Raw genomic sequence first — 22,560 nt, 5'->3', positions numbered from 1 at the left:
ACCAAGAGAAAGCACGCCGCATTTAAATTTGCCGCCTGAAGCCAACTCTCATCTCTGCAATTCGTCGCACACCTCCGTGACCCTGTACAGTCGGCCATTCGCCTTCAATCGAGAGAGTGGGAGCATATCTAAGCACTGTCGCAAGTCCTTCTTGCAATTCCAACCGAGCCAGTGCTTCGCCAAGGCACCGATGTGCACCGGCGCCGAATACCATATGCCAGTGCATCTGCTTGCGATGAATATCAAAGAGTTCAGGGTGTGCAAAATGTTTCTCGTCTCGTAATGCGGACATTGTGCAAAGCGCGAGAAGACTACCCTTTGGCAGTATGAACCCCTCAAGATCAATGTCTGCAAGCGCTAACCGCGGGTACGACCCGACTGGAGGCTCGAAGCGCAGTCCCTCCTCGACGGCAGCGGGGACGAGAGACTCATCTTTCAACAGGGCTTCCCATACGTGTCGATGCCGCAAAAGCTGACCAGTTAATGCGGTAAGGCCGGTTTTGGTGGTGTCAGTTCCGGCCAAGACGATGAGCATCAACTGAGCGAGCCCTTCGTCAGGTGAAAGATCTTCTGCTTCTCGGGTTGCACGTATGAAGGATGAAAGAAAGTCATCACGCGGATTACTTCGACGGTCATCGATTACCGCTTGCACGTAATTCTTAAACTCGGCTGCTGATGCTTCGATGTCGGGCAAGTCCGCGTCTCGCCATGAAGGGCTCAGGCACCGAGCAACACGATACACAAGCTGAGTAAAATATGGAATGTCGCTGGGCGGGAGGCCCAAAAGCCCCGCTATCGCAACGGCTGGGAGTTTTGAAGCAAATTCCTCAACGAAATTGAAGGAATCAAGCTCCTTCAAATCTTGAAATAGGGTCTCCGTCAATTGACTTACTTGCGGACGCAGGTTCTCGATCATCCGGAACGCGAAAGTCCGGGTAAAAGGAGAGCGACGTCTGCTGTGGACCTCATTGTTTGAAAAAAGCATGCTGTAGCGAACAAAGTCGAAGACCGCTCCTTCATTGATCCCCCGATTGAGCATCAATTCCGTCTCTATCTGACGGGTTCGCGGGTCGCTACTTAAGCCTAATACGTCGTCGGCCCTCAATAAGACGTATACGCCGTCCTGTCTTCGGAGGAATGGTCGCTTTGGCCGCCATTCCGCAAAAATGGCGTGGCCGGAACGATCCAGGTCTGAGACACTAACGTTGTCTGGGTCGAGGGACGCAGATATTATCGGTCCGGACGTTTGCGATACTTTTTCAGGGCCTCTAGCATTCATAAAATATTCCTTCGGAGGGTACCGTGTTACGAGCAATCGGCGCAGAAGCGCTGGATGCGCTTGCAGGCCTCTTCGAGAAGGTGTTCCGAGGTCGCATAGGAGATGCGGAAGTTCGGGCCGAGGCCGAAAGCCGATCCCTGCACGACGGCGACGCCTTCGGCTTCCAGAAGTTCGGAAACGAAATCCGTATCCGTCTCGATGACCTTGCCCGACGGCGCGGTCTTGCCGATCAGGCCGGCGCAGGACGGATAAACGTAGAATGCGCCTTCCGGAGCCGGGCAGCTGATGCCCTTGGCCTGGTTGAGCATGGAGACGACGAGGTCACGGCGGCCTTCGAAGATTTTCTTGTTCGCCGGAATGAAATCCTGCGTGCCGTTCAAAGCTTCGACAGCGGCCCATTGCGCAATCGAGCTTGCGCCCGAGGTTTGCTGGCCCTGGATCATGTCCATGGCCTTGATCAGCGGCAGCGGGCCGGCAGCGTAACCGATACGCCAGCCGGTCATGGCATAGGCCTTGGAGACGCCGTTCATCGTCAGCGTGCGGTCATAGAGCGAAGGCTCGACTTCAACCGGCGTGACGAATTTGAAATCGCCATAGGTCAGGTGCTCATACATGTCGTCCGTCAGCACCCAGACATGCGGATGCTTGACCAGCACATCGGTCAGCGCCTTCAGCTCGTCATGCGAATAGGCGGCGCCCGACGGGTTGGACGGCGAGTTGAACACGAACCACTTGGTCTTCGGCGTGATCGCCTTTTCCAGCGCTTCCGGCTTCAGCTTGAAATTGTCTTCCAGCGTGGCGTCGACGAAAACCGGCGTGCCGCCGCAGATCGCCACCATTTCCGGATAGCTGACCCAGTAGGGCGCCGGAATGATAACTTCATCGCCCGGGTTCAGGGTGGCCATGAAGGCGTTGAAGAGGATCTGCTTGCCGCCCGTGCCGACAATCGTCTGCTCCGGCTTGTAGTCCAGCCCGTTTTCACGCTTGAACTTGTCGGCAATCGCCTTGCGCAGTTCCGGAATACCCGAAACCGGCGTATATTTCGTTTCGCCGCGCTTGATGGCGTCGATGGCCGCTTCCTTGATATTGTCGGGCGTATCGAAATCCGGCTCGCCAATATTGAGCCGTAAAACGTCCCTGCCCTCAGCTTTAAGCTCGCGAAACTTCTGCGAGACGGCGATGGTGGCAGATGGCTTTACACGGGAAAGAGCATCGGAACGTACGAACATGCCAGCCTAACCTAAGCTTTCAAAAATAGCCTTTCCAACATTTTATGTTAAACGCTTTGGACTTCAATCGAAGTCGGCTCGCTTGTTACAAACGAAATCAAATTTCGCTCGCTCTGCAGAGTGCACAAATTGTGTTGTTCCACAAACTTATGGTGTAGCAGCAGGTAGATTAGCCTGTCGATCCGTCTTCGTTCACCATCAAGAAGGTCGCAAGTATTTCGCTGTAAAGCCGACCGCTTTAGAGGCTCTGAAGAACCCGATCGTGGCATCGATTCACGGCGCCCTGGAGCTCTTAGGCGTTACAGGTGAAGTTCGATTCTATTTTTTTATTGTTCGTAGTCGTGAGATAAGGCCTCAAAAAATGCTGCGTCAGCAAGGAAATCCCGGCTGATCATTAAGCGATCACCGCTATGAATGCGTTGGCATGCGGGTAGGCAGGCCAAGTTATGCAGGAGAAGAGGCTGGCTCGAAGGAGCCTGTTGCAACTTCATGTCCGCAGAGAGCTATCCGAAGGAATCACAGATGTCGCAAAAAAAGCTTTTCTGTCTTGCGCTCGGTTCTGTCGGCGTCGTCTACGGCGATATCGGCACCAGCCCGCTTTATGCGTTCCGCGAAGCGCTGAAGCCCTTCGCCCATGACGGTGTCACGCGTTTCGAGGTCGTTAGCCTGACCTCTCTGATGATCTGGGCGCTGACAATCATCGTCACCATCAAATATGTGCTGTTTCTGCTGCGCGCCGACAACGAAGGCGAGGGCGGCACGTTGTCGCTGCTCGCTCTTCTAATGAAGACCACCAACGGCCATACCGACATACTGATGCTGCTCGGCCTAATAGGGGCTGCCCTCTTCCTCGGCGATGCGATGATCACGCCGGCGTTGTCGGTCCTCTCGGCCGTCGAGGGCCTGAAGCTCGTTGCACCGAGGCTTTCGGAATATATCGTGCCGATCTCGGTGATGATCCTGGCGCTGCTCTTCGTTGTGCAATCGCGCGGCACCGGTGCCGTCGCCAAGTTCTTTGGCCCGATCACCGCCGTCTGGTTCCTGGTCATGGCTGCCGCCGGCATTTCCCATATCTCCGACGATTTCGGCATCATCGCCGCCTTCAATCCCTATTATGCCCTCAGCTTCCTGCTGCACGAAGGCTTATGTGGCATCGTGGTTCTCGGCGCAGTCTTCTTGACTGTGACAGGTGCGGAAGCGCTCTATGCGGATCTCGGTCATTTCGGTCGTCGCCCGATCCAGTGCGCCTGGTTCGCGCTGGTCTTCCCGTCCCTGACGCTGAACTATCTCGGTCAGGGCGCGCTCGTCCTCGGCAATCCGGCAACGATGTCCGATCCATTTTACCTCATGTATCCGAAGTGGGCGCTGTTGCCGGTCGTCATTCTCGCGACCTGCGCCACGATCATCGCCAGCCAGGCCGTCATTACCGGTGCCTTCTCGCTGGTGCGCCAGGGCATCAACCTCGGCTTCCTGCCGCGCATGGAAATCCTCTTCACCTCGGAAACCAATACCGGACAGATCTTCGTACCTTCGGTCAATGCGGTGCTATTCATTGGCGTCATCTTTCTGGTGCTGAGTTTCAAGACTTCCGATGGGCTGGCGACCGCTTATGGTATCTCCGTCACCGGTGCAATGGTCGTCACCTCGATCATGGCCTTCGAATTCATTCGCGCCCGCTGGAACTGGTCGCTTCCGGCGGCGGTGATCGTGCTTGCACCACTGATTGTGCTTGAACTGATCTTCCTCGGCGCCAACCTTTTGAAGATCTACGACGGTGGTTATATCCCGATCCTGATTGCCACCGCCTTTACCGTCATCATGTGGACCTGGCGCCGCGGCACCACCATCCTGATGGAAAAGACTCGCCACACCGATATTCCGCTCCCCTCCTTCGTTACTTCGATTGAGCGCAAGAGCGAACATTCGCCAGCGCAGGTTCCGGGCACCGCGATCTTCCTGACCAGCGACCCGGAATCGGCCCCCGCCGCCTTGCTGCACAATCTCAAGCACAACCACGTGCTCCACGATCGCAACGTTATCCTAACGATCCGCACCGTCAACAAGCCGCGCGTGCGAAGCCAGGACCGTTACAACGTCGAGAAGATTTCCGAACGCTTCTCCCGCGTCGAACTGCTGTTCGGCTTTATGGAATCCCAAAACGTCTCGCAGGCGCTGGCGGCGCTGCGCAAGGCCGGTCTGAAGTTCGAAATCATGTCGACCTCCTTCTATCTCGGCCGCCGCAAACTGGTGCCCGATGCCAAGTCCGGCATGCCCTATTGGCAGGACCGATTCTACATCCTTCTTGCGAATGCGGCCTCTCTACCATCGGACTATTTCCACCTTCCCGCCAATCGCGTGGTTGAACTGGGATCGCATGTTATCGTTTAGATGCGGCCCTTGAGAGTTACCGGAAGGGACGCATCCCGGCCGTGTTTGCGAACATTACGGCTGTCCAGACTTTGCAAGCAGGTTGCGGACCAATTCTTCCTCAAATGCTCACCACCTTACATCGAGCTCACTGGATTGCAGTTGAAACCGACTTTTCTGCACGGCTAATCGTCTTAGCGCATTCAGATGGTAAAGTGAGTGGACATTATACAACGAGTTCGAAACATGAACCTGAAAAAGAAACAAGATACCTCAATTAGCTGCTCGGATCTGCCGCAGGCCAACGTCGATGGCACACGATTGTCGGGCTCGCTAGCCGTTTCAGAACAGTTCGGGGAAACAAACGCTCCAGTGAAACGATCATTCTTTCAACAGTTACTCTTGGATTTTGCCTATGGCTGTGACTTTTTTTATCCGGTGCATCAATTTGAAGATTGCAAGGCAAAAGCAAAAGACGAAGAGTGAGGATGAACTCGGCTCCTACGCCGGATGCAGAGTCACATGGCTACACTACGCTTTTAACGAACATGCCGTTTTGGACTGATGTGGTTGTCTAATCGCAATTGGGGTGACAATAGCAATCTTTTGTAAGCAGCGCTGCCGGGTGCATGATTGTCTTCGCGGTTGGTGATTCTCGGTAGGTCGGGTTGCTTAGAGCCAACCTGAGGGACACCACCGATGACCAACGACATGATGAACCTGCGCTCACTCGTTGAGAAGAGCGCTGATGCCTATTTGCTGCGCGAGATGATCGGGTTCGCTGCCCAGAAGTTGATGGCGCTGGAGGTCGGCACGAAGACCGGCGCTGCCTATGGCGAGAAGTATGGCTTCCGAATGGCCCAACGTAACGGCTATCGCGACCGGGATTGGGAGACACCGGGGGGCACCGTCGAGCTACGCATTCCCAAGCTTCGCACAGGCAGCTACTTCCCGAGCTTTCTCGAACCACGCCGAATGGCCGAGAAGGCCCTGACGGCGGTCATCAAAGAGGCCTATATCCAGGGCATTTCGACCCGATCCGTCGATGACCTCGTCAAGGCGATGGGCATGAGCGGAATCTCAAAAAGCCAGGTATCCCGGCTGTGCGAAGAGATCGATGAGAAGGCGAAGGTCTTCCTCGACAGGCCCATCGAAGGAGAATGGCCCTACCTGTGGATCAATGGTGCGCCGTGCGGCGCGGGAGGTGCGTATGATTTAGTGTAACCTCTCAAGCTTGCCGATTTTTGACCGACGGCTGCAATGCCGTCCGATCCACGGGAGCAGTGGATCGAAGGGGGCCAAGAAGCTCGGCCGGGCGTCGCCGGTTGGGTTGCATAAGCAGATTGGCCTTAACTGTACCGGATGCGGGCCATCAACCGCGGGCCGGGCTACCGCAGTGCCCCTGGCGAGACAACGAAGTGAGCGTCAGAAGCCTCGAAACACAGAAATCGCTTCCATTAGCGTGATGGCGTGGAGGCACGAAAGAACGATCAGAGGCGGTAAGGCTCGTCTATCCTTACTGCCGTGTTCTTGTTGAGACCCGAGATGGGACTGGCTCCTATGCCCCATCTCCAGCATCGCACGGGGTAGAGCTCACCGCCTAAAGGCAGAAGGTTGAAAAATCGGAACACGCGAACTTGGATCGTCTGCCCGGTCGGAAACCGGGCTCGCTGCGATGGCCAGATATGGGCGACACCAAGGGCGGAGCTTTCGTAGTAGTCGGAGTGCGGGAAAGCCGCACACAGGGCGAAGGGAAGCAGTAGGACGATAGGCTGCAAAGACGGAGGAGTGATCTGTGGACATGGATCATCAGACCGACAAGGTCTGAGTACTCGGCATTCAAAGCAAACTTTATCAGTGGAGTAAGGCTAATCCCGACGATCAGTGGCGCGACATGTGGGGTTGGTTGACCGACCTCAGAGTGCTGCGCCATGCCTGGCATCGTGTCGCCTCCAACAAGGGTGGACGCACGGCCGGCGTTGACGGGATGACGGTGGGACGCATCCGGAACAGGAGTGAACATCGCGCCCTGGTCGATCTTCAAGCTGATCTGCGCAGTGGTGCATATCGGCCAAGTCCGGCCAGACGCAAGCTCATTCCAAAGGCCGGGAAACCAGGGCAATTCCGCCCCTTGGGCATCCCCACCATCAGAAACCGCGTCGTACAAGGCGCGGCCAAAATCCTTTTGGAGCCGATCTTCGAGGCGCAATTCTGGCACGTCTCTTATGGGTTTCAACCCGGCAGAAACACCCACGGCGCCTTGGAGTACATTCGCCGGGCAGCCTTGCCTCAGAAACGGGACAAGGACACCCGGCGAAACCGGCTGCCATACCCTTGGGTGATCGAGGGGGACATCAAAGGATGCTTCGACAATATCAATCATCATCACCTGCTCGAGCGGATGCGCAAGCGTATTGGCGATCGACGAGTGGTGCGATTGGTCGGATCATTCCTGAAGGCCGGTGTTTTGACGGAGGATCAGTTCTTGCGGACGGACGCCTGTACCCCTCAAGGCGGGATCATCTCTTAGTGCGATCGAGGAGCGGTATGAAAGTTGGACCTATCACCGCCGAAAGACCCAAGCCCGTCGCAAAAGCAACGGGGTGGCGGCAGCGGCGAGCGCCCGCGACAGTGATCGCATAGCAGGACGCTGTGTGTTTCTGCCGGTGCGCTACGCCGACGACTTCGTGGTTTTGGTGTCTGGATCGCTGGAGGAGGCTATGGCAGAGAAATCCGCTCTGGCCGACTACCTGATCGAGACGACCGGGCTAACGTTGTCGCCGGAAAAGACAAAGGTAACGGCCATGACAGAGGGCTTCGAGTTTCTCGGATTCCGCTTCAGCGCGCATTGTGATAAACGCAACGGCTATGGCCCGCGCGTTGAAATACCCAAGGCAAAGGCCGCGAACCTGCGTCTCAAGGTCAAGCAACTGACGCAGCGTGACAGCATATCCGTCAGTCTTGGCGAAAAGCTTCGGAAGGTGAATTCCATCACCAGCGGATGGGCGAATTATTATCGCTACTGTGTCGGCGCTGGCCGCGTATTTGTCGATCTCGACTGGTATATTGGCCTGCGTCTTTACTGCTGGCTACGTAAGAAACGTCCAAAGGCAACACCCAGCGAACTGTGGGGCTCAAAACAGCCAAGCAGGCGCCGGGCGACGAGACGGGTTTGGCGAGAAGGGTCCGTTGAGCAACAAGTGCTCGGCTGGACAACTGTCGAGCGATACCGTCTCGCGTGGATGGACATGCCTGACTTTGCCATGTCTTCTGGAGAGCCGGATGCGTAACGAAGGCGCACGTCCGGTTCGGCGAGAGGCGATGCGAAACCTGCCGCCGTAATGCGGTAAGGCGCGCATCGCCTACTCATCCGACCTACCTCAAGGTTCGGCGCGCTGGTTGTATTGTCTCCGTCGCCGTAATCATCGCGGTGGGCGTCAACACCGATGGTCGACCCGAGGTGCGCGGCATGGAGATCGGTACGTCCGAGGCCGAGGCGATCTGGACTGAGTTTCTTAGAAAGCTGGCCAGGCGGGGTCTGCGTGGCGTCAAGCTCGTCGTCTCAGATGCGCATGAGGGAAGGCCGCGGTATCGAAGGTGCTCTCCGCCACTTGGCAGCGCTGCAGGGTCCGCTTCATGTGCAATGCCTTGGCCCATGCGGGAAAGAGCGGACGGCGCGTCGTCTCCGCCTTCATTGCCACGGCCTTTGCTCAGGACACGCCGGAGGCGGCAAGCACTCAGTGGCGCAACGTTGCCGACCTGATCAGGCCAAAGGTACCGAAGCTCGCCAGTCTCATGGACAGCGCCGAGCAAGACGTGCTCGCCCACATGACCTTTCCCAAGCAGCATTGGGCCAAACTTCACTCGACCAACCCGATCGAGCGATTGAACGGCGAGATCAAGCGGCGGACAGAGGTCGTCGGCATCTTCCCCAACGACGACGCCATCGTGCGCCTGGTCGGTGCGCTGCTGCTCGAACAGAACGATGAACGGGCCGTCCAGCGACCTCGTTATATGACCCTTGAGACAATCGCCAAGATGAGCGATGATCCACTCATCAGCGTGCCAGCCGCAAGCTGACACTCATCCGGCCCTCTGGGATGAGCCGTGGTCGTCTAAGCTACACCACGTCCTGGGACATGATCGGGGACCGCGAAGACAACGATGCACCCGGCAGCGCTGCTTACAAAAGATTGCTATTGACACCCCAATTGCGATTAGACAACCACATCAATCCAGATTGCCGTAGATGTTCGTGCATACTCGAAACCCGTTACTCTCACGAACTGCGCATAGCACAGCACGTGAAGATTGGAGCCGGCGTTCAAGCCGGCTCCCTTTACCTGATCAGCGGAAACTGCGGAAACGAAGGGCGTCAGGAAGGAAAGTCTTGTCCGGGACGGGAGCCTCATTTGAGCCAATTGGCATCTGCGCACGGAGCTTCCAACCCACAGGAAGATTCCAAGTCTTCTTCACAGATTCATCGATCAGAGGATTATAATGTTGAAGACTTGCCCCAACGCCAACGTTGGCCAGCGCCGTCCATACAGCAAACTGGGCCATGCCGCCGGACTGTTCAGACCAGTCGGGGAAATGGTCTGCGAAGAGCGGCCATTGTTCCTGTAGGTCTAGCACAGTTTGCTCATCTTCGAAAAAGAGGATCGTCCCAACACCTGCTGCAAATCCGTCGATCTTCTTCAGAAACTGTTCCAGAGTATCGCTAGACATGATCTGCGCTATCTCTCTTCTTACTATACTCCAGAGTTTTTCGCTTTCGTTGCCGAAAAGGAACACCACTCGAGAGCTTTGAGAATTGAAAGGCGACGGAGACCATCTGATCGCCTCACGAGCCAGGTCCTCTATCACCGTCTCTGCAATATCGAGGTTGCGACCCAGCGCATATTGCGTCCGGCGCTTTTTCAAAAGTTCAATCATGTTCTTCCTCTTCGAGGTTCGATATGGGAAACCGATATAGGAGGATTACGCTCGCTTCTACCGGCTGCGGACCAAAGCAAGAGCGGCACGCCTTGACTTAATACAATCTGTGCACCAGTTACATCAAATGCACTAATGGAGACCAAATGGAAAAAACACCGGCCCCCGAACTTATCGCCGGCGTCAGGCGGTTCGTCGAGATGGTAGACGGCCCTTGGGCCGCCCTCATTCTTGCCCAACTCTGCAGTGGAGGCCGACGTCGGTTCAGCGAGCTTCGCGAAGCATTGCCCGGGATCAGCCCTCATACCCTAACTCGTCGGTTGCGTCAGTTTGAGGAAGCCGGCATTGTCTCCAGAGTGTACTACGCCGAAATGCCGCCAAGGGTGGAATACGAACTGACGCCCCTCGGCCGCACCATGCGCCCGGTGCTAGAACGTATGTCCGATTGGGGACTTGACGCGGCTAACGCGACTCAACCAACCAAACCTTGACCGCATCCGTGCGGTGAATAACCGGAGTGCGTTCCCTCTCCCCCCATTGCTGTTGGATGATGACCCGCTTAATCCGTAACGCAACACGAACGACTCTAGCTAGCATTACAGTTGCATTTTGGCTTTCAGATGAGCTCGTTGAGCGGCCGCCTGATGGGCGCGTCTCCACCATGACCATGCGATGACATAGGCGGGGTTTATTCGACGCTGGGCGAGTCTGATGGCGATGCGCCGGACTTCCTTGATAGACCAGCGGATCAGATCCTGCTGGTCGGCATCCGCGGTCTTTTTTTGGGCGTCACGTCATTGGCGCGGTACCGGATCACCGCCATCATGGCGAAGGCGAGCATGACCAGCGAGACGTGGCGATGCCAGCCGTGCCATGACCGGGTTTCATTGTGATCGAGTCCGAGCTCGTTCTTGGCGGTCTCGAAACTGTCTTCGATCGCCCACCGATGGCCTTCAATGGCAACGAGGGCCTGGATGCTGGTCCCGACCGGGCACCATGTCGTGAAGAATGCGAGATCACCGTCGCTGATATTGCGCCGGATCAGGAGGCCACGGGTCCAAAGTCCTGATTTCGTGTCGTCGTATTCGTCGGCATCGAGGTCGGCGAGTTCGCAATAGGCCCAGTCATGAAGTCGTGTGCCTTTGGTACCTTCACCCGCGGAAAGACGCCGCCAGGCTTCAGGATCGAGATCACGGGCGATTTCCTGCGCTGTTCCGGCGACCGGAGGCTTGCCCGACCAGGAGCCGAAATGGTGGTCCGATTTAACCCCAATAACGTAGCCTTTACAGGCTCGGCGCAGGGTCCCTTCGACTTACACCGCATCTGCGGCCACCCATGAAAACGGTACAGCGGCTGAAAGCGCACGCCGTATCATATCGACAGCCAGGCCGGGCTTGGTAGCGAAGGCTGTAGCTTCAGGAACATGAACAGTTGCAAGCCTTGCCGGATCGCCGGTCCAGTTCTTGGGCAAGTGCAGGGCTTGATCGATAAAGGCATGACCGCGAACGGACACATAAGCAGCGAACACACCGATCTGGCAGTTAGTTATCTTGCCTGCCGAACCTGTATATTGGCGCGCAACTCCGCACGATGTCGCGAAGTGCGTCCGCGTCCAACGCCCGCGACCCAGAATGGCTTGTTGCCGCCACGGGCCGGGATCACCCGCCGCCTCAGCGGGCATCCAACCTGTCTCACGCCGTTCGTCACCGAGCAAACCGTCCCGGAAAAGGTTCGAAGATGCTGCAACTCGCTCCTGCGTAAACAGTCCGCGCATGCGAGCCTTCACGTCACGCAGCGATAACGCCCAAAGCTCAAGCGTCGTCTCGGTAGATGCACCGTATGCGACGTCCACGCCCCAGCGCTTTTTCAGTTGCAGCTATCTGAGGTTGATCTGCGGGCCGTCAAATGAGCTCACCGAAGAGTACCTGACGAGCTCATTGTGAGGCCTTGATGCGGGCGGCATAGGCCCACGGCATCAGGGCTTCGATGTCCTTGGCGAGGTGGCCGTTTGCGAGGCGGGTGAAGAGGTCGCACAGATAGGCGTAGGGCTCAACGCCGTTCATTTTGCAAGTGCCGATCAGACTGGCAAACCGAGCCCAATTGCGCGCCCCTTCATCGTGCCCCGCAAAGAGCGCATTGCGGCGGTTCATGGCCGGTCGGCGGATCGCGTTTTCCACCAGGTTAGAGTCGATATCGACGTGGCCGTCGCCCAGGAACAGCCGGAAGCCGTCCTGCCGCGTCAGCATATAGGCCAGGGCTTTTCCGAGGTCAGACTTGCGTGAGACGCGCTTGGCTTGCGCTGCCAGCCAGGTGAAGAACTCGTCCACCAGCGGGAGGGACAGGTCCCGTCGAACTGCCCAGCGATGTTCGGGATCTGAGCCCCGGATACTGTCTTCGATCTTGTAGAGCGCGGCGATCTGCACCAGCGCCTCGTCGACGATGGGCGATCCACTCTTTGGCGCGGCCTTGATCAGCTTTCTGCGCCCATGCGCCCAACAGAAAGCCAGCTTCAAGGGATCGCCACCCATCCGGTCCGACGTGGCGAGGTGAGAGTAACCACCGTAGGCATCCACCTGGATTGTCCCGTTAAACCCGTCGAGGATTTCAGCGTCATATTCGCCTTTACGCCCGGGCCGGTAATGAAACACCGCACCTGGCGGCGCAGAGCCATTCCAGCCGCGGTCGTCACGTAGCACGGCCCACAGATAACCGGTCTTCGTCTTGCCTCGCCCCGGATCCAACACCGGAGCCGTTGTCTCGTCGACATAAAGCCGCGTGCTTTCCCACAGCAGCCGTTTGGCCATATGGTCGACCACCGGTGCGATTTCGCTGCCCGCGCGCCCCATCCAATCGGAAAGGACCGTGCGGTCTATCGGCACCCCGTGTCGCGCCATGACCTCAGCTTGCCGGTTGAGCGGCATATGTTCGGAATGCTTGGCGACGGCAATCTCCGCCAGAAGGGCTTCAGTCGGCCAGCTTGCCTCCAGAAGATGCGCGGGCGCTCTGGCCTGGATGACGCCCGTTCGACCCTTGGGGCATGCGTATTTCGGGCGGATCGTGACGATCACCTCGTAGCGCGCCGGGATCCGGTCGAGCCGTTCCGTCCGGTCCTCGCCGATCCGCACCATGTTGCCGCAACCGCAGGGACAAACGATGCTCTCGGGCTCGATCACGCGCTCGACCCGCGGCAGGTGTTCAGGCAGTGCACGGGCCTTACGCTCCTTGCGAGAAACGGCCTTGTCAGGATCGCCAGCCTTTTCGGGATCATCTGCGCTTGCTTCGATCTTCTGCTCGACGGCGGCGATCCGTGCTTGTGTTTCGGCGATCGCCGTTTCAAGGTCTTCCAGCGCCAGTTCCATCTGCGCCGGATCGAGCTTTTCCGATTTCGGCCCGAACTTCGTGCGTCGATAGTCGTGAACCTGACCCTCAAGCCTCTCGATCAGCTCCTTCAACTCACCGATGAACGCGTCCTTTTCGGCAACGACCGCCTGTTCATGCTGACGTGCAGCACGCTCGACCGACAGCTCGAACTGCATCGCGGCAAACGCCTTCACCACCTCTGGCGGAAGGTTCGGAAACAGGCTGAGATCAATAGGTTGCGACATGCGGTCTTATAGCAAGACAGCACAAAAAATCCAAATAAAACAATGCAAAGGCAGCCGGATAGTCACCCTGCCGCCGACGGCGCGATCACCCGTTGCGCCATGACTCGCCGCCAGTCGAGCCCCTCGAATAACGCTTCGTATTGCCCCCTGGAAAGACGCATCGTCCCATCCTGCACCTTGGGCCAGGCAAAGCTTCCATGTTCAAGAATTTTGTAGGTTAGCACCATTCCGGTGCCATCCCATGCCAGGATTTTCAGACGATCACCGCGCTTCGACCGGAAGATCACCGTCACCCCGGAATGCGGGTCGAGCTTCAACTCGGTCTGCACCATCAGAGCCAGCGCCTGATGCCCGCAGCGGGAGTTCACCGGCCGCGTTGCAATCAGGGATCGGCAGTCGTTGGCCCGCGACGATCATGCCGTCCCTCGCATGGCGCGCACCAGAGCGGCGACCCGTTCAACCGGCGCATCGCCGGGAACCCGTATCACAACGTCCGGGCCGATCGTGAGCGTCAAGACTGACGAAACCGCCTCCCGCAGTTTCGGCGGCGCCAAAACATTCAACGCCTCGCTCGGCTCTGCCGCAATCGCCAAAGGCACAAATGCAGGCTCGGCATCGCCGCTCTCCGACAGGCCCAGCATAGCCTCAAAAGGCAGCGCCAGAATGCCCTCGCGCGCTTGTCGGCGCCAGAAAGAAAGCTGGTGCGGAACAACGTCATGACGGCGCGCGACATCAACAACACGAACACCAGGCTCAAGGCTTTCCGCCACGATCCGCGCCTTCACATCATCTGGCCAACGCCGGTTTCCGCGGCGCGGCTCGACAACTTCGTAGCGCCCAACAAATCCATCATCTGCCATGCAAATCTCCAGATAGTCCTGGAAACCTTCTCGCACGCCCGCCCAGCCTCAAAATACAGCCTATCCAATGGGGCGGAGACAGCGCTTACGATGCACCTGCTATCCATCGTCTCCGAACCATGGAGGCCCGTTTATTCAGACAATAGATAAACATGCGACTGTAATGCTAGGTCCTGTTGACAAAGTTCTCGATCATCGGGGAGTTTCATCCGTTATGGGTTGGGAGGGATACGTTGCCAACGCCTCTGGAAGTTTTCGATAAGTTTCGATCTGCGCTTTTGACAAAGCCGTTGTCGGCGGTTTGGCGTGGCCATGGCTCGGCAATTTTCTTGGAGTTTGGCCGCTTATCACCCCAAGTGAGACGCGACGGTACTGCCGGAAATTCACAGGGCGACTTCACAGTCATGATCGAGTGGAGTTGGCGGATTGAGAATGAAAACTCGATTGTGTGCGGAAGGTGGAGCGACGAAGACGGTTGGGAAGAGACTTTTCGGTCGCTTATCGGTCGTGACGTTCGAAATGTATCGTTATTCGGACGACTTCCAGAGCTCTCGATTGAATTGGCAGGCGGACTTTATATAGCTTCGTTTATGACCGCAGACGGCCAGCCTAGCTGGACCATATTTGACCGTTGCCCTGAGCATCAGAAATCCGCCTGGATTGAGGTTCGCGATGGCGAGATTTGGGAGACTTTGGACGCGAAAAGCTCATCAGCTGCAATTGACCCCGATTCCAAAATCGCTTGAAGCGTGATTCAACACTACCTTTTAGGAGGCGGTTTTGGAACGAGGCGATTTGAGTGATGCAGAATGGCGGATAGTTGAACCGCTGCTGCCGAGAGAGCGGGGCCGCAAGTCTCGCCCATCGCATGACAACCGCCGCTTTTTGAACGGGATGCTTCACGTCTTGCGCGTTGGCTGTCCATGGCGCGATATGCATGAGCGATACGGCAAATGGAATTCGATTTATGTTCGTTTCCGCCGATGGGCTGAACAAGGCATATGGGACGCTCTGTTAGAGACGCTGGTCGAGTTGGGGCTGACCGACGACTGGCAGCATATGATCGAGAGTACAACGGTTCGTGGCCATTCGCAGGCAGCGGGCGCTAAAGGGGGACTTATAAGGAGGCTTTTGGTCGATCACGCGGTGGCTCTACGACGAAAATCCACGCCCGTGCAGACGGTCAAGGACGCCCTCTCGGCTTCATCCTGACCGGCGGAGAGGCTTCTGATTACAGTGCCGTTCCTGATTTACTGGCAATACCGGTCGGTAAACCGAGGTTGTTTCTTGCCGACAAAGGATATGACGGCAATTTCCTGCGCGAGGAACTGCTGACCCACGGGATCAGGCCGGTCATTCCGCCGAAAGCCAACCGGAAGAACCCGCCTGCCTGCGACTTCCGAGCCTACAAGAATCGAAACCATATCGAACGGATGTTCAACCGTCTCAAGCAGTTCCGCCGCGTGGCGACCCGATACGACAAAACCCGAAAATCCTTCTCAGCATTCCTCGCTCTGGCCGCCGCGAAGATATGGTTGCCGTACTTTGTCAACAGGACCTAGACAAACTCTTCCGGCGAACGAGTGAGCTTTCGTCGGCGGGATTTTCTTTGGCGTCGTCTGATATCCCCAATGCCGCCGATCTGTGTCACATAGTCCGAGAGATCGACGTGCCGCGCCATCGGAGAGATTGTGCTTCCAAGGCCGTAAAAACTTCAGTCCCAAAACAGAGATACAAACAAAGTTACGCAGATAGGGGTCAATAAACGATCACTACAATCTGATACATCCTGCCACTCTGTGATTTTTGCAGATTGATCTAAGTCCGCGAGCCCAGTTTACCCGTAAGTTTGTGTGAGTAACTAATTGATCTAAGCGCAGAACAAGGTCGCTGCATCAAAATCTCATATGTGATTCTGGTCAACGAACACGTACTTCACTTAGCATCCCTCAGGAAGACGCGATTGCCATTTTACGAATGTCGCATCCGCTGGTTCTCTCCCCATGATCGGCCGCTAGATTAGCAAATCTGCAGCCGCAGTACGAGATATAGCAAGTGTTTTGACGAATATCGCCTATTACTGGCAGAGAACGTCAAATACCTTGACACATTTTTGTATCCTCTCACGTCACTTGTTTTATTTACGAGCTGTAATTTTGTTATTTTAATAATCACTATTCGATAATTAAATATAAATTTACCGATGATCATATTATCTTATCACGTTATTCCAACGTCCCTCAGCATTGATACAGTGATCATAATCGTTAGTTTGGACCGATATTAACGTTGTGAACCGTTTAAAAGTTCAATCGCATGTTTCGAGCTCGATAATCCCCATTTTAGGGTAGAGAGCATCTTTTACGAAGTGGCGCGTGATCAAATTGCATTCTATAAATAAGTCGGAAAATTGCTACAATCCACTTTTGCGGCACTCAAGCAGCTGCACTTTATTCGTTACTTGCAACGCATTTTGCGAATATTATTAACGTGATACTTGAAACTTTCTTTATCATTGCTTTGATTATTTTCTGGAGAATATTGTTTGCTTCAGGCCGAGGGCCATCGACTCTATAAATGAGCTTGGACGAAGCTCCTTTCCACTGCAATCAACTAAGCATTCCATTTCAATACAAAACTTAAACAATGGCATCTGAGCTGACGGTTGGAGTCATTGGAGGCGGCCACGCTGGAACAGCTTTAGCGGCCTGGTTTTCAAGCCAGAAAGTTCAAACAGCCATGTGGGCTCCGGCAAATCATCCAGGTTCATTGCCTTCAATTCGCCAACATGGTGGGATACTGGCCAGCGGCTTGATCGAAGGTAAGCATGAGGTTACAATATATCAGGAATTGTCTGATCTGCTTGCTTCAGCGAAATTTCTGATCCTCGCAACCCGAGCTGACGTGCACCAAGCTTTCGTTCAAGATCTCGAAAAGTTCGTCCTGAAAAAGCCCCTGCTCGTAATCTGCGGGCACGGATTCACTGTCAATTACGCGGCTCGCTTGATGTGCGAACGCATTCTAGAGACTGACGATTCCCCTGTAACTGCAAAGCTGATCGGCGGACAGGGAAACGAAGTTCACATCAAAGCGATACTGCCTTCGTTTGGTGTGTCGTGCTATCCTGTGACACGCGATGGCGGAGGCAATTTAAAACTGCCGAAGTCAATTAGCGAGACACTGGCAAAGATCTTTGGCTCCTCGATAACTGCTATCTCGCCACTCCACTCGCTTTTTTTCTCTAACTATATAATCCATGCAGTTTCAGCGACGCTCAATATTGGCCGGCTGCGCGATCCGGAAGGGTCGCTTACCGAGCGCGCTGAGGGTTGGCGCACGGAATTGGAATCCCGTGTGGGCGCCGATTATCGCTTTTACTTTTATGGCCAAGGTACCAATAGTTACGTGTGCGCTGTGATAGATGCTGCGGACAAGGAGCGTCTTAAAGTTGCAGGCGCTCTTGGGATAAAGCTAGACACCGTCCTGGCAGAGTGCAACACCCAGTCAAAGACTGACTATGTGAATATGAGGGAATTCAGTCTGGCACCGTTCCCGTACAACGTCAACTTTGCTTGTCCCGACACCTTGCAGCACCGCTATTTCTCAGAAGAAATCCGCACTATGGAGATGATATGCGCGATTGCCAAATCGCATCGTATCAAAATTCCAGTTACGAAAAGCATCATGTCGCTGATAAAGGCCGCAAGAGGCGACGATGTGGACGCACTTTCATTGATGGGCGGCCTGCCTTTCGATCCAACTAAACTGTCAATCTTTGGAGCGCGCACCGTCTAGTATCTGATGTCCGCTACGGCAGTCCAAAATTATATATGTGATGACATACTTATTAAAGTATCTCAATAAACGGCAGGGCGCTGATGTGAAGCGACTGCCTGTGTGTTGTGTGCACTGTTTTCGTTTTATTGTGTATAATAAATCATAATTATATTGCGTGTAATTTTCTTTGAGATTATCATGTTTATAATCATGAATGTTTATTTATAATTTATTATTTCTAGAAAATATTAAATAGTCAATATAATACACAATCATCACAACATAAGCTTTATTGGATTTTCAGCAACAAAAGAAAACAACAAGCTCCATAAACTATAAATATAAAATTCAACACAAACACTAACTCAATTCCCATAGAAGCAAGATACGAATTTTTTAAACCCCTTCGTCTTGGAAGGCACCTCTTGAATTGCTTCTAGGGGAATACTTGGGTCGAACAGAGTGTTGTCATTCGGAGAACTGTTGCGGAAGTGTGAGCGGCCAAAAGCAATGATATCGTATTTGGCTCTCACACCATCTGCGTGGAAAAATCCACAATATTCGCCGCTGCTTTCAAGTAAAAAGCTAGGGCCCTCTGCAAACGTCTGGTTTGGTAGAATAGCCACATAGTACTCCACATCAGCGTCAGTATTGTATGAAACAAAAGATAACCTATTGTGCAAACGGAGAATCTCTTGCTTGCATATCTCTCCTCTAAAAGGGGGCATTGTACAAGCTACGATGTCTTGCCTCCTGGGACGCCAGAGCGTTCGAGTTTTAACGTAATCAGCAATAAAATCCCTCGGCCCGTAGACATAGAGCAAAGCTCTATCAAGTTGGACCTCACGGAATCCACGCCCTTTAGCGGGGCAATCAAGGAGAGGTTTTGTGAAGAACTCACCAGCTACCACTCTCCAGTAGAAGTCTGCTGTGAGTGGTACCGTCTGCGCCCATTCCTTTTGCCGCTTCATCAAATCGAACACGACGAATTTCCTATATACGTTGAGAGCGATCTCAATGGCTATCGCCACCTGCTCAGGGCGAAAGACCAAACAGAGATTAGATGGAATGAAAACTGGCCTGTTAAACTCCATAATCAAACGTTGAATATCAATGCCAACCGTTCTGACCAGCTTTAATAAGCGAAAATGCGATCATTGCGGCCGCAGATTGGGCCGCCGTTTACGGCTTTAAAAAAAAAGACCTAAAATAAAGCGACAGGCTTTGAATAACTTTTAATGTACCTTCAAGCACTAAATGCACTTTACCATAGTACTCCGAAATTTCAGCCGTAATTGTATGATCTTTTTTTGAAAAAAGTCGTTTGATAAAAAATACCACTCTTTAATTGTAAATTCAGGACATTTGTTGATTTCAAAAATACAGTAGGTTGTCGGTTGGCGGGTGCCAGTGTAGAGAGACTACTAATTGGTTCACGTATCGAACCTAAGTCGATCTATTTTAGCACAAATGTTTACACACCAATATATCCTGCCAACGTCTAATTATGTTAAACAGCCTTTGGGACTTATCATCGGCTGGAATCACTAGAACATTCGGCGGCCTTCTGGTTCGATCCCTCGCAAGGCGGTGGCGATTTTGCTTCTGAGGTATGTTGATGCCTGAATAGCCCCGAGTTTCGTAGACACCCTCGGGTTAGATTTTCTGCTGCTTCTCGAACTCGACGGGCGACAGCATCCCGTTCCTGACGTGTTTGCGTTTCGGGTTGTAGAACATTTCGATGTAGTCGAACACGTCCTGGCGTGCTTCATCGCGTGAACGGTAAACCCTGCGACGTATCCTCTCTCGTTTCAGAAGATTGAAGAAGCTCTCGGCCACCGCATTGTCATGGCAGTTGCCGCGTCGGCTCATCGAGTGAACCAGATTGTGGTGCCTGAGGAACGAGGCCCAGTCCATGCTGGTAAACTGCGAGCCCTGATCCGAATGGATCAGCGCCTTGTCTTTCGGTTTGCGTCGCCACACCGCCATGAGCAGAGCCTGCAATACGACGTCCGTGGTCTGTCGGCTCTGCACCGCCCAGCCGATGACCCGGCGAGAATAGAGGTCGATGACAACCGCAAGGTAAGCGAAACCTTCGTAGGTTCGAATGTAAGTGATGTCCGTGACCCAGGCCTTGTCCGGAGCTGCTACGTCGAATTGCCGGTCGAGCTTATTATCGACGACGACAGACGGTCTGCCGCCATAGATGCCGGGACGGCGTTTATAGCCGATCTGCGCCTTTATTCCGGCGAGACGCGTCAGGCGCGCGACCCGGTTCGGGCAGCACATCTCTCCCTGATCGAGAAGGTCGTCGTGCAGCTTGCGATAACCGTAGACCTTGCCGCTCTCTTCCCATGCCTTCAGGAGCAGATCGGTCTGTCGCTTGTCCTCATTGGCTCACCTGCTCAGTGGGTTCTTCAGCCAGGTGTAAAATCCACTCGGGTGAACCCGCAGAAGGCGGCACATCGTCCGCACCGAAAACTGCAAGCGATGCAAAGCAATGAACGCGTACTTCACTTTGCATCCCTGGCGAAATACGCGGCCGCTTCCTAAGAAACACAGTCCCCAGGCGCCAGGGGTGAGAGATCATAGCCCATAGACCGAGCGCGGCGTTGGAGATTCGCAATGACACGGCCACGATGGCGCTCAGCATAGGCAGCAGCGCCTGGATCGCGATACACCATCCCATAACGCAGCGCATTGTAGAAAAGGACGGCAATCTTGCGTGCGGTCGCCGTGACGGCTTTCTGTTTTCCAATACGCCCTGCCAGCCGCCGGTAGAATGCGCCAAGTACAGTGTCGCTGCGGCCGAGCGTGGTCGCGGCCAACCACCATTTCTTCCCTTTGAACGTCACCACCACCTCATCGAGCTGCCACTTGTCGGCAAACTGGCCTCGTGAGCAGCCCCGGTGCGGATGTGCGAACTTCAAGCCAAATTTCGCCGCCCATTCCACGACGGTCTGGAATGAGACGGCGATGCCGCGTTCCGCCACCAGATCCTCGACGTCGCGGAAGCTGAGCGGAAAACCATAGTAGAACCAAACCGCATCGGCGATGATCTCGGCGGGAAAGCCATGGCGTCTAAAGTGGGCGGGCGGGGCTTCGGTCATGACAAGCCGTCTATCAAGCCCAGCCCAACCACGCGGTTAAGGCGACTTCATCCGTGAACTCATACCCGTGTAATTGTCGACATTGCTGGGAAATATGCTGACTGGCTAATCGCCCGACCATCTGAAGTTCGCGGAAATCGCGACAGCGCCTGGGTGTCCGCGTTGGTAGGTTGGTTGGCCTATCGTTGAAGAATGACCGGGACGCGAGGTGCTCTCTCGGACGACGAGTTCTCCGGGTAGTAGATTTAACGTCGGCGCGGGAAGTTTGGTGCCCACTTCCATTAACTGGACCAAGCGGGAGACTGCAGCTTTCGCAAGAGCTGCGCCGTCGTTCTGAACGCTCGTGAGTGAGGTGTGAGAAAACTTTCCAAACTCGATGTTGTCATATCCAACGATAGAAAGCTGTTCGGGAACTGAGATCCCATTGTCTTGTGCCCATCGCATAGCCCCCAGACCATAAACGTCCGAGCTCGCAAACAGCGCCGTCAAATCAGATTGGCGGGCTGATAGCTTCTTCATACCATTGTAACCTGCTTCCATGCTGAAACCGTCTGGTTCGACAATCTGCCGCTCATCGAGGGGGATGCCGTGGACGCGATGGGCATGCCTGAAACCATCGATCTTAAGCGGCTTCTCATTGAGTGGACCAAGCGCACCTATTCTGGTGTGCCCCAAGGCAATCAGGTGTGTAGTGGCATCAAAGGAAGCTTTGAATTCGTCCACCCCAACGCAATCAAGACCAGTATCCCGCATGCCGACCAGCATGACGATCGGAAAATTTCGCGCCCTCAGTCTGTGGAGATGGTCAAGGTTCGTGTGATCGACAGGATAAATGAGCAAGCCATCTACGCCGTGCCGACGAAACATCTCAATCGCAGCAGTTTCCTGTTCGGGCGTACTGCTTGTGGCGAACAAAACACCGTAGCCGCGCTCGGCCATCTCGCGCTGGAGCTCGGTGGCGACCGCGGTGGGCTGCGGGTTTGTAAGATATTCAAGGAGCATCCCGACCGTGTTGCTCCTCTTCAATACCAGTGATTTCGCAGAGTTATTCGGAATGTAGTCAAGTTCTGATGCGGCTTTTGCAATGACATCGCGTGCTTCCTGCGAGATGCGAGTACTGCCGCGAAGCGCCAGCGAGACAGTGTTTGTGCCATATCCCGTCTTGGCTGCAATATCAGCCAGCGTTGTTTTCCTTTGCCCCGTCATACCAGTCCTGTCCTCCCACACACCTACGATTCTAAATAAACGACACGAGGCCTATTGCAAACCACATGTAGTAACGCTACTACATTTACATGGCGCATCGTTATTGCACAACGGGCTCCGGGGTTCCTTAAAGAGGATAAGGCATCCAGAAGATCGGCCCACGCGTGTGGGTTAAAGATTTCCATTTCTTGA

General features: G+C 54.8%; 17 protein-coding genes and 6 pseudogenes. 11 read left to right on the top strand and 12 right to left on the bottom strand.

Annotation, left to right across the window (positions count from 1 at the left end):
* Positions 1 to 22 precede the first annotated feature (22 nt).
* Complete coding sequence (locus J5276_RS28360; RefSeq protein WP_229002319.1) at positions 23 to 1,039, bottom strand: cytochrome P450; 1,017 nt, start codon at positions 1,037 to 1,039, stop codon at positions 23 to 25.
* A 266-nt stretch (positions 1,040 to 1,305) separates the two neighbouring features.
* Positions 1,306 to 2,508 carry a pyridoxal phosphate-dependent aminotransferase gene (locus J5276_RS28355; RefSeq protein WP_209160094.1) on the bottom strand — a complete coding sequence of 401 codons (1,203 nt, stop codon included), beginning with the start codon at positions 2,506 to 2,508 and terminating at the stop codon, positions 1,306 to 1,308.
* Between the two features lie 489 nt (positions 2,509 to 2,997).
* Between J5276_RS28355 and J5276_RS28350 the strand changes: the two genes are divergently transcribed.
* The 6 genes and pseudogenes from J5276_RS28350 to J5276_RS28330 form a co-directional block, all read left to right on the top strand.
* Positions 2,998 to 4,896, top strand: a complete 1,899-nt coding sequence (locus J5276_RS28350; protein WP_209160093.1) for a potassium transporter Kup — start codon at positions 2,998 to 3,000, stop codon at positions 4,894 to 4,896.
* Positions 4,897 to 5,121: 225 nt separating this feature from the next.
* Entirely contained in the window at positions 5,122 to 5,361 is a 240-nt protein-coding gene (locus tag J5276_RS28345; RefSeq protein ID WP_209160092.1) for a hypothetical protein, read from the top strand.
* Between the two features lie 213 nt (positions 5,362 to 5,574).
* Positions 5,575 to 6,057 (top strand): annotated as a pseudogene (locus J5276_RS28340) (transposase); the annotation flags it as partial.
* A 724-nt stretch (positions 6,058 to 6,781) separates the two neighbouring features.
* Positions 6,782 to 7,405, top strand: coding sequence for a reverse transcriptase domain-containing protein (locus J5276_RS30625; protein ID WP_229002304.1), 624 nt, complete (start codon positions 6,782 to 6,784; stop codon positions 7,403 to 7,405).
* A 124-nt stretch (positions 7,406 to 7,529) separates the two neighbouring features.
* Complete coding sequence (locus J5276_RS30620) at positions 7,530 to 8,165, top strand: group II intron maturase-specific domain-containing protein (protein ID WP_255610374.1); 636 nt, start codon at positions 7,530 to 7,532, stop codon at positions 8,163 to 8,165.
* Between the two features lie 83 nt (positions 8,166 to 8,248).
* A pseudogene (locus J5276_RS28330) lies at positions 8,249 to 8,955 on the top strand (IS256 family transposase); the annotation flags it as partial.
* Positions 8,956 to 9,222: 267 nt separating this feature from the next.
* Here J5276_RS28330 and J5276_RS28325 read toward each other — a convergent pair.
* The gene (locus J5276_RS28325) at positions 9,223 to 9,810 is read right to left on the bottom strand and encodes a nitroreductase family protein (protein WP_209160091.1); all 588 of its coding nucleotides are present in this window, start codon (positions 9,808 to 9,810) and stop codon (positions 9,223 to 9,225) included.
* Positions 9,811 to 9,956: 146 nt separating this feature from the next.
* Here J5276_RS28325 and J5276_RS28320 point away from each other — a divergent pair, with 146 nt between their 5' ends.
* Positions 9,957 to 10,301 (top strand): helix-turn-helix domain-containing protein, encoded by a 345-nt coding sequence (locus J5276_RS28320; protein ID WP_209160090.1) that lies wholly within the window; start codon positions 9,957 to 9,959, stop codon positions 10,299 to 10,301.
* Positions 10,302 to 10,558: 257 nt separating this feature from the next.
* On the opposite strand, the pseudogene J5276_RS28315 reads toward J5276_RS28320, so the two are convergent.
* From J5276_RS28315 to J5276_RS28300, 4 genes and pseudogenes are all read right to left on the bottom strand, one after another.
* Positions 10,559 to 11,662 (bottom strand): annotated as a pseudogene (locus J5276_RS28315) (IS701 family transposase).
* Between the two features lie 82 nt (positions 11,663 to 11,744).
* A complete protein-coding gene (locus tag J5276_RS28310; RefSeq protein ID WP_209160089.1) occupies positions 11,745 to 13,415 on the bottom strand; it encodes an IS66 family transposase in 1,671 nt (556 codons plus the stop codon).
* Between the two features lie 62 nt (positions 13,416 to 13,477).
* A complete protein-coding gene (tnpB, locus tag J5276_RS28305) occupies positions 13,478 to 13,747 on the bottom strand; it encodes an IS66 family insertion sequence element accessory protein TnpB (RefSeq protein ID WP_229002302.1) in 270 nt (89 codons plus the stop codon).
* A gap of 81 nt (positions 13,748 to 13,828) precedes the next feature.
* Entirely contained in the window at positions 13,829 to 14,275 is a 447-nt protein-coding gene (locus J5276_RS28300) for a transposase (protein WP_032489286.1), read from the bottom strand.
* Positions 14,276 to 14,508: 233 nt separating this feature from the next.
* Between J5276_RS28300 and J5276_RS28295 the strand changes: the two genes are divergently transcribed.
* The 4 genes from J5276_RS28295 to J5276_RS28285 all read left to right on the top strand — a co-directional run bounded on the left by J5276_RS28295 (position 14,509) and on the right by J5276_RS28285 (position 18,070).
* Positions 14,509 to 15,021, top strand: coding sequence for a hypothetical protein (locus J5276_RS28295; RefSeq protein ID WP_229002301.1), 513 nt, complete (start codon positions 14,509 to 14,511; stop codon positions 15,019 to 15,021).
* 34 nt (positions 15,022 to 15,055) lie between these two features.
* Complete coding sequence (locus tag J5276_RS30615; RefSeq protein WP_255610372.1) at positions 15,056 to 15,487, top strand: IS5 family transposase; 432 nt, start codon at positions 15,056 to 15,058, stop codon at positions 15,485 to 15,487.
* Positions 15,439 to 15,837 carry an IS5 family transposase gene (locus J5276_RS30610; RefSeq protein ID WP_255610427.1) on the top strand — a complete coding sequence of 133 codons (399 nt, stop codon included), beginning with the start codon at positions 15,439 to 15,441 and terminating at the stop codon, positions 15,835 to 15,837. The genes J5276_RS30615 and J5276_RS30610 overlap by 49 nt, the downstream gene beginning before the upstream one ends.
* A gap of 1,084 nt (positions 15,838 to 16,921) precedes the next feature.
* A complete protein-coding gene (locus tag J5276_RS28285) occupies positions 16,922 to 18,070 on the top strand; it encodes an NAD/NADP-dependent octopine/nopaline dehydrogenase family protein (protein WP_209160087.1) in 1,149 nt (382 codons plus the stop codon).
* Between the two features lie 347 nt (positions 18,071 to 18,417).
* Here J5276_RS28285 and J5276_RS28280 read toward each other — a convergent pair whose 3' ends face one another.
* The 5 genes and pseudogenes from J5276_RS28280 to J5276_RS28260 form a co-directional block, all read right to left on the bottom strand.
* On the bottom strand, positions 18,418 to 19,146 hold the full coding sequence (locus J5276_RS28280) for a RolB family protein (RefSeq protein ID WP_032489284.1): 729 nt from the start codon (positions 19,144 to 19,146) through the stop codon (positions 18,418 to 18,420).
* 562 nt (positions 19,147 to 19,708) lie between these two features.
* Positions 19,709 to 20,593 (bottom strand): annotated as a pseudogene (locus J5276_RS28275) (IS3 family transposase); the annotation flags it as partial.
* Between the two features lie 8 nt (positions 20,594 to 20,601).
* Positions 20,602 to 20,880, bottom strand: a pseudogene (locus J5276_RS28270) (IS110 family transposase); the annotation flags it as partial.
* A pseudogene (locus tag J5276_RS28265) lies at positions 20,878 to 21,162 on the bottom strand (IS6 family transposase); the annotation flags it as partial. The pseudogenes J5276_RS28265 and J5276_RS28270, both read right to left, overlap by 3 nt.
* A gap of 105 nt (positions 21,163 to 21,267) precedes the next feature.
* Positions 21,268 to 22,368: a LacI family DNA-binding transcriptional regulator gene (locus tag J5276_RS28260; RefSeq protein ID WP_209160085.1), complete on the bottom strand. Its 1,101-nt coding sequence runs from the start codon at positions 22,366 to 22,368 to the stop codon at positions 21,268 to 21,270.
* Between the last annotated feature and the right edge of the window lie 192 nt (positions 22,369 to 22,560).

Source organism: Agrobacterium sp. S7/73, assembly GCF_019355535.1.
GTDB classification, from domain to species: domain Bacteria; phylum Pseudomonadota; class Alphaproteobacteria; order Rhizobiales; family Rhizobiaceae; genus Agrobacterium; species Agrobacterium tumefaciens.
Note: the sequence above shows the minus strand (reverse complement) of the source record. Positions and strands in the feature narration are given on the sequence as shown.